This window comes from Candidatus Binataceae bacterium (genome assembly GCA_036495685.1).
Taxonomy (GTDB): domain Bacteria; phylum Desulfobacterota; class Binatia; order Binatales; family Binataceae; genus JAFAHS01.
In genome coordinates this window covers 1-7,464 of the sequence record DASXMJ010000210.1, presented here as the reverse complement: position 1 = coordinate 7,464, position 7,464 = coordinate 1, and the positions used below count along the sequence as shown (strand labels likewise).

Annotated in this window: 8 protein-coding genes; 3 read left to right on the top strand and 5 right to left on the bottom strand. The window is 60.7% G+C overall.

The genetic code is table 11. The features are described 5' to 3' along the window. From VGI36_19430 to VGI36_19420, 3 genes are all read left to right on the top strand, one after another. Nucleotides 1-1,213, top strand: a 1,213-nt coding sequence (locus VGI36_19430; protein ID HEY2487322.1) for a tetratricopeptide repeat protein, incomplete at its 5' end; no start/stop codon positions are given. Nucleotides 1,214-1,220: 7 nt separating this feature from the next. After that, a complete protein-coding gene (gene mce, locus VGI36_19425) occupies nt 1,221-1,625 on the top strand; it encodes a methylmalonyl-CoA epimerase (protein HEY2487321.1) in 405 nt (134 codons plus the stop codon). A gap of 4 nt (nt 1,626-1,629) precedes the next feature. Then, a complete protein-coding gene (locus VGI36_19420; protein HEY2487320.1) occupies nt 1,630-1,878 on the top strand; it encodes a zinc ribbon domain-containing protein in 249 nt (82 codons plus the stop codon). 19 nt (nt 1,879-1,897) lie between these two features. Here the strand turns inward: VGI36_19420 and VGI36_19415 are convergent, their stop codons facing one another. From VGI36_19415 to VGI36_19395, 5 genes are all read right to left on the bottom strand, one after another. After that, complete coding sequence (locus tag VGI36_19415; GenBank protein HEY2487319.1) at nt 1,898-3,067, bottom strand: M20 family metallopeptidase; 1,170 nt, start codon at nt 3,065-3,067, stop codon at nt 1,898-1,900. A gap of 75 nt (nt 3,068-3,142) precedes the next feature. Further along, nucleotides 3,143-5,287 (bottom strand): cation:proton antiporter, encoded by a 2,145-nt coding sequence (locus tag VGI36_19410; protein HEY2487318.1) that lies wholly within the window; start codon nt 5,285-5,287, stop codon nt 3,143-3,145. 109 nt (nt 5,288-5,396) lie between these two features. Then, complete coding sequence (locus VGI36_19405; protein ID HEY2487317.1) at nt 5,397-6,617, bottom strand: LLM class flavin-dependent oxidoreductase; 1,221 nt, start codon at nt 6,615-6,617, stop codon at nt 5,397-5,399. A gap of 132 nt (nt 6,618-6,749) precedes the next feature. Continuing rightward, nucleotides 6,750-7,112 carry a PAS domain-containing protein gene (locus VGI36_19400; GenBank protein ID HEY2487316.1) on the bottom strand — a complete coding sequence of 121 codons (363 nt, stop codon included), beginning with the start codon at nt 7,110-7,112 and terminating at the stop codon, nt 6,750-6,752. Between the two features lie 94 nt (nt 7,113-7,206). Then, nucleotides 7,207-7,464, bottom strand: a 258-nt coding sequence (locus tag VGI36_19395; protein HEY2487315.1) for a hypothetical protein, incomplete at its 5' end; no start/stop codon positions are given.

Below are 7,464 nucleotides of genomic sequence, written 5' to 3'. Positions count from 1 at the left end.
ATACATGGCCTATGCGCTGCCGCGCCAGCAGTGGGAGGCGAGCGGGATGAAAAATACCCAGCTCAACGACCAATGGATAAAAGGCGCGGAGAATTATCTGAGCAAATTCTCCACCGGGCAGTACGCCGCCGAGATGCGTTTCCGGTTGGGTGAGAACTTGCAGCGCCAGGGGAAATACCTCGACGCTGCCAAGCAGTACGAGCAGGTGAGCGGCCAGAACGAGTATGCCTTTACCGCGAAATTCAATTCAGCGGAATGCAAATATCTCGAGCTGGTCCAGGGGGAAAACTCGAAAGACAAAAAAACCACCGCTGTCAATGTGGATCAGCTGCGCAACGACACCATGAAGGACCTCCAGGAAACCATCAAGATGGAGCCTGAGGCCGAGCGAACCGCGCAGAACGGTCAGCAGAAGAAATTCGTGAAGGACGTCAATGGGCGCGCAATCTACATGCTCGCCGGGTTGATGCAGGAAAAGAACCCCGACCCGAAGGTGATCGCCGATCTGCTGCAGAACTACGAGAACCAGTATCCAGGGATGAGCGACAAATTCCGCGATGTGCAGGAATGGCGCATCGTCGCGTTGAGCCAACTCGGACGCTATGACGACGTCGATCGCGACCTCGCCGCGATCGTGGAGAAGAACAAGGGCAACACGGCGCAGAGCGACTTCATCAAGGAACTCGGTCTGGATTTCTGGAAAGCTGCGCAAGCCGCGCAAGACAAAGGAGACCAGAAGACTTTCAAGGCAAACGCCAAGCTTACCGTGACCGCGTACACGTTTTTCGAAGATATGGTGCAAAGCGGTAAGACCCAGGCGAAGAACCTGACCGGTACGCTCTCGATTCTAGGCAAGGCCTACCTGGCCCTGGGAGAGGAGCCCAAAGCGGAGGCCGTCTTCAACCAGGTCGTCAAGGCCGACCCGGCCTCTCCCGACGCCAACGCGGGGTTGGCCACCATCGCGCAGGCGAAGAACAACTATAAGGACGCGATCACGTTGTGGACCAACGTGGAAAGCACCGCCGCCGAATCTGACAACCTGTGGTACGAGGCGAAATACAATATTGCGACCATCTACGCGGCGCGCGGGGATATCCCCGGCGCGTGCAGCAAGCTGGCCCAGACCCGCGCAGAGCATCCGACCCTCGGCACCCCCGAAATCGCTGCGCGCTGGAACACCCTGCAGCGTAAGATCTGCCTCGACCACAAATGATGCTGCGATGCTGAAGCGGATTCATCACGTGGGCGTGGTCGTGGCGAACCTGGAAAGCGGACTGCGGTTCTGGCGCGACACGCTCGGCCTGCACTTCACCAAGAGCGCCACCATCGAAGAGCAGGGGGTGAGGGCAGCGTTACTCAAGGTCGGGGACAGTGAAATCGAATTGCTCGAGCCGCTCAACCCGGAGAACGGGGTCGGCAGATTTCTTGCCCGCCGAGGCGGCGGATTGCATCACTTGTGTTTTGAAACCGATGACGTCGCGCGCGAACTCGATGGTGCCCGCAGCAAGGGAATCCAGCTCCTCGATCAGAAACCCCGTCACGGCCTGGCGGGGATGATTTGCTTTCTCCATCCGAAGGCGACGCGGGGGGTGCTGGTGGAATACGCCCAGCCGTTCGAGGAATAGCCGGATGCCGATTTACGAATATCGCTGCGGCGACTGCGAGCGTTCGGTGGAAGTGCTGGTTCGACCGGGCCACGACGAGGATGCTGAATGCCCCGCCTGCCATGGTGCGCACCTGACTCGGCAAATGTCAGTATTCGCCGCGCGCGGCGGAGACTCCAACGCAATCGCCGCGGCGGCCCGCGCCCTGTCTTCGAATGGCGCTGGACGGTCGTCGGGCGGCGGATGCTGCGGCGGCGCTTGCGGCTGTCATTGACCGGGGCTTCCCCCTCAACTCAGCTTTCCTGTCGCTTCGAGAACTCCGCCTTGGCGGCGGCCATCAACCCCTGGTCCGAGATTAAGTCGTAGGCAGTCAGCGCGAGTGACTTGGCGACGCGGATCATCGCGCCGTAGCCGCGGCCGGAATCCGCGTGTGCGACGAAGCGGTCTTCATGGCACGATCCTTCTCCATGCTGCGCAATCGCGAAGGTCGGGTGAATGGCGGGCATCGCGTGACTGATGTCGCCCATGTCGGTGCTGCCGGTGGGCAGATCCTGGGGGGCCTCCGGAGTCAAAACCCCGAGCGATTCGGAATGCGCCGCGTACCGCCGCGCCATGGTGTAGTTGTTGATCATGTTCTTGTAACCGCCCACGACTTCCACCTCGACCTTGGTCCCGGTCGCCATCGCGGCCCCCTCGGCGCATTGGATGACCCTATCCGCCATTTGCGCGACGTACTTGCTGGTCTTGCCGCGCGCGAGGAACATGCACTCGGTGCGCTCCGGGATTATGTTGACCGCCTGTCCACCGTTGGTGATGATGCCGTGAATCCGGGAGCCGTCGCGGAAATGTAGCCGTGCCATGTCGACTGCCTGAAAGGTCTGCAAGACGGCTGCCAACGCACTCGATCCGTCCCACGGCGCCAGCGCCGCATGCGCGGCGCGGCCCCTGAAGGTGATGTGAAGATGACGGGTCGCTAGCGCGGGCATCGTGGACCATTCCATATCCATTGGATGTGCCATCACGGCGGCATCGACGCCTTTCAAGGCTCCGCGCTGCAGGAGCAGGATCTTTCCTCCTCCGCCTTCTTCCGCAGGGGTGCCCATGAACACAATTCGCCCGGGTAGTTGATCGCCAATCGAACTGAGGCCGGCAACCGCGCTCAGGGCCGCTCCCGCGATGAGGTTGTGACCACAGGAATGGCCGTTGGGAAGCGCGTCATATTCGGCAAAAATCGCAACCGTCGGGCCACTCGCCCGACCGAATTCCGCGCGAAACGCAGTGGCAAGTCCCGCGATGCCGGTCTCGACCTTTAATCCGAGCGCGGTCGCGCCTCTGGCAAGCTGTTCAGCGGCAAAATGTTCTTCGAACTTGAGTTCGGGACGGGAGTGAATGGAACGGCTGATTGCGACCGCCGTTTCGCGAAAATTGTCGATCGCGCTGCAGATGGCCTTATGCGTTTCCATGCCGAGTCCTCCGCGATGCGAATTAGCACTGGCGCAGCGAGTGAGTCCATCGGCAGCACCAGCCGCCCCGCCGGGTTAGACCTGGTGATTTGGATGCTGGGGCGGAACAATCAGCGCGACAGCACACTGTGCCCGGCGGAGAATTTCGCGCACCTTGGGTCCGAAGAACAATCGCTCCTCGGACGAACGAAACAGCACGCCCATCACAAGAAGGTCGATCTTTTCCCGTTCCGAGACGGAAAGGATGACGTTCTCAGGATGACGCCCCGCGTCGACCCGCGTGTCGACGTGGACGCCGATCTCGCGCCCCAGCATGCCGATCTCGTCGACAAATTCCGCACCTTCCGTGGTTAGCTGATGCCTTCCGATCCGTATTAGCGGAAGGAGGTTGGATGCGGATTCGCGTACGTAGAGCGCGGTAAGCTCAGTGCTAAACCCGCGGGCGTAGTGCATCGCAAGGTTGGCACCGAGGCGCGAGAACTCGGCGCCAGTGATTGGAACGAGCAGACGCCGAAACGGCGCCGCAGTATGACCGTTGCGCACGATAACCACCGGCGCCCGCGCGTCGCTGACGATTCCGCGCAACACGTCGCCGCCGAGCTCGTCGTAACCTCTGAGCTGCGATGCGCCCGCGAAGATCGCGTCGTAACCACGCTCACTCTCAGCCGTGATGGCCTCGACCAGCGATTCGCCGGAGCCGGTGCGCTGCTGAACATTCTGCGCTCCTGCGGCTTCGGCGATCCCTTTGAGGCGCGCGAACTGCTCGTCGAACTGCTCCGACTTGCTTCGCATCCCGGGTCCGACCGCGTGGAAGATCGTGATGCTGGCTTCTGCATGATCTCCCAACGCCGCCGCGACGTGAGCCGCAAGATCGGCGTTGGGACCGCCGCCGGCGAGCACCAGAAGCTTGGCACCTTTGGGGGTAAAGAGCAGCCGTGACCGGAGTCGGTCGCGCTCGCTGCGCTCCACGTCGCTGGCGCGCTCGCCAGTTTGGCTAATCGCCCAGCTGAGGAGCGGCGGCGTCATGAGCGAGGTTATCACGGCGACCGCAACGATGACGGTATACATTTGCGGAGTTAGGACACCAAGACTGAGTCCGATTAGCGCGACCAGTATCTCCATTCCACCGCGCGCGTTCATCCCGATAGCCACGGCCAGCGACTCGCGCAGTTTGAGCCGTCCGATCAATCCTCCGGCGGTGCATCCGAGGAACTTGGCACCGATTGCGATTGCCAGCACGACACCCACAAGCAGCGGATCGCGCAGGGTGGAGAGGTCGGTCTTGAGACCGGAGTAGGCGAAGAAAAGGGGGGCCAGAAAACCCAGCGCGACGGCTTCCAGCTCCGAGCGGTCTGCTTTTCTCAAGCGGGTCGAACGCGCCATCATGACGCCCGCGATGTAGGCGCCGAAGACCGCGTGGATTCCAATCGATTGCGTAATGACCGCACACAGCAAAGCGATTACGATCGCGGCGGAGAACTTTGCGTGCTCGATGTAAGTTCGATCGTCGATCCAGCGCAGAACGCGCGCCACGACTCGATATCCGACGAAATAGCAGAACCCAATGAAGGCCGCTGCTTCGATAAGCAGGATCAAGAAGGATAACGGCCGCACATTGCCCCGTTGGGCGAGGCCCGCGACGATGGAAAGCAGTAGCCATCCGGTCGTGTCATCGATTATCCCGGCTGCGAGAATCAGCATTCCCAGGTCGCGGCGCAGGAGACCAAGATCGAGGAGAATCTTCGCGATCACTGGTACCGCGGAGATGGCGACGGCGACCGCCATGAACAGAGCAAAGATGACGCGCTGGCCGGGTGCGGTGAGATAGTGAGCCGGGAGCAGCCACCCCAGGCCGAGTCCGCACGCGAAGGGAATGACCATTCCAAACACGGAAACCACCGCGGCGGTACGCCCCATCCCGCCCAAGATACCGAGGTCGGTTTCCAAACCGATATACAGGAGCAGGGCAATGACCCCGATCCAGGCAAGCGCTTCCAGCAAATGCGAGACTAACGGATCATTTGGGAATAACCACCCGTAGACGGCTGGTGCGAGATGACCCAGGATGGAGGGGCCGAGTACCACCCCCGCGAGCAATTCGCCGATGACCGACGCTTGCCCCCATCGCTTCATCAGGTCGGCGAGCACCCGGCTTGCGAGCAGCAGGGCACCGACCTGGACGAGAAAATGGAGAATTTGAAACTCGCTGAGACTCTTCAACCATCGACCGTCCGTGGACTTACTCGACGCGCGCGTCGGTTCACTCAGCGTACCATGACAGGCGGCGCTGGAGCGATTTTTCCTTAACCAGCCAAGAACCCGCGACTATTTACGGACGCACGCGGGTCAGGGGTTGGGTCAACAGATCGGGAACTGGTTCGCCTTTCTCAGCTTTGTGTTGAGCGTAGTCCTGGATCGCAGTTGCGATACCGGCCAGCGATTTATTGAAAAGCAGCTCGCGGTTGCTGCGCGCCAACTCGTTAGAATACTTCACCTGTTCCTCGATCATACCTCTGAACTGCGGTGCGACATAGCGTGCCCAAAGTTCGTATGAATGCAGGGTCTTCTCCCGCGTCGCCCATTCGTGCGCCAGCATCAGCATGCCGCCGAATCCTCCGGTGGCATCCTGCAGTTGCCTGACCCGAGCGATCGCGTCGTCGGGCGTGCCGACGATTACGCCCCCACGTCCGATCATCCGGTCAATGGTGATCTCTTCGACCGGTTGATTCGGGTATTCCTCGAACTGCAGACGCGCGCCCAGCGTGTTGATGAAATAGTCCTGAATCCAGCGATTGGCGCCCTCATGGATATCGTTAATCGCTTCATCGCGCGATTCGGCAAGATGAACCGGAAAAACCAGCCGCCAATTGCGCCGATCTACGGTCTTGCCATTCTCGGCCGCGGTCTCTTCCGCCATGGCCCATCGTTTCATCAGATCGTCCAGGCCCCCCGGTGCATAGGAGGCGACCGACAATACACCGCATCCAAGTTGGCCTGCGGCCACCATGCCGGACGGAGAAATCGTACTGGCCACGAAAATCGGCATGTGCGGTTGCTGAAAGGGTTTCACCTGCAGGTGCGCGTCATTAAGTTTGAAGTAAGAACCATCGAGAGTGATGCCGCCCCGCTCGGTGAACAGGCGCACGATAGCCTGCACCCCTTCGACCATCCGGCGGCGCTGCGTGGTTGTGTCGATGCCGAGCATGTGGGCATCGGCCGCAAGGGCGCCGGGGCCGCATCCGAGCATCACGCGCCCGCGAGTCAGATGATCCAGTAAGGCGAACCGGTTGGCGATGTGGAACGGATGATGATACGGGACGCTGACCACGCCGGAACCGAGCATGATGCGACGCGTGCGCGCGGCCGCGACCGCCATGAAGATTTCCGGTGACGAAATGATCTCCCATCCAGACGAATGATGTTCGCCAATGAACGCCTCTTCATAGCCGAGCTCATCGAGCCACTCGATGAGCTGCATATCGCGCTCGAAGCACAAAGTGGGGTCTTCGCCAACCCTGTGGAACGGGGCCATGAAGATACCGAATTTCATCTCTCATTCATCCTTTGCGGCGGGCGCGAATGCCAACGCCCGTAGACGTCAGAACCTATGACGGGCAGGGCTGCGGAGACAAGCGAAGGTTCAACGATCGTGCAAACAGACCCCGCGGTGGCGAGGCAGATCCTATTGTCGCGTGACGTAGGCCGGGAAACACCGGCCCGTGGGGGTCGCCTGAGAGTCGATTCGGACCGACACGTCGAATTCGTGGCCGTCTCGATGCAGCATGGTAATCTCCAGCGGCCGATTCAGCAGCTTGCCCTGGGAACCTCCCTGCATGAAGCGGCTCAGGCCAGCCTCATGTGCAGCTCGATTACGCTCGGGGATAATCAACTCAGATAGCCGCCTTCCGATCGCTTCGGCGGCCGTCCATCCGAATAGCTTCTCAGCCTGGGTGCTCCATTGGATCACCATGCCCGAGCCATCCATCACGAACGCGGGATCCTCGCCGTGATTAACGCTTCCTGCGACCTTTGTTTGAGTACTCACCAGCTTGTGCAGCTCGGCACCGACTAGAACTATTATCCGAAAGACCGCAGTGGTCAATTTGCGGTTGGGATGGCGGTCTGATCGGCTACCGACCCTAGTGGGTGAGGACTACCGCGAACGGAGCACTACCATTCGATGGGGGGTTGGTTTCGGTTGCTATCGTCGTGCGTTGGCATATCGCCTGAACAATCGAGGGGCAGGCGACATTAAGCTGGAAAATCCCGACCGTGCCACCTCCCTGGTTGGCCGTGTATGCGAAAGCATTTTGCGGGTCGACGGCAAGTCCCGTCGGTGAGCTGACGCTTCCGGAGGAAAGGGGTGGGAGACTCAACGTGCCGCCGTTAAGAATCTG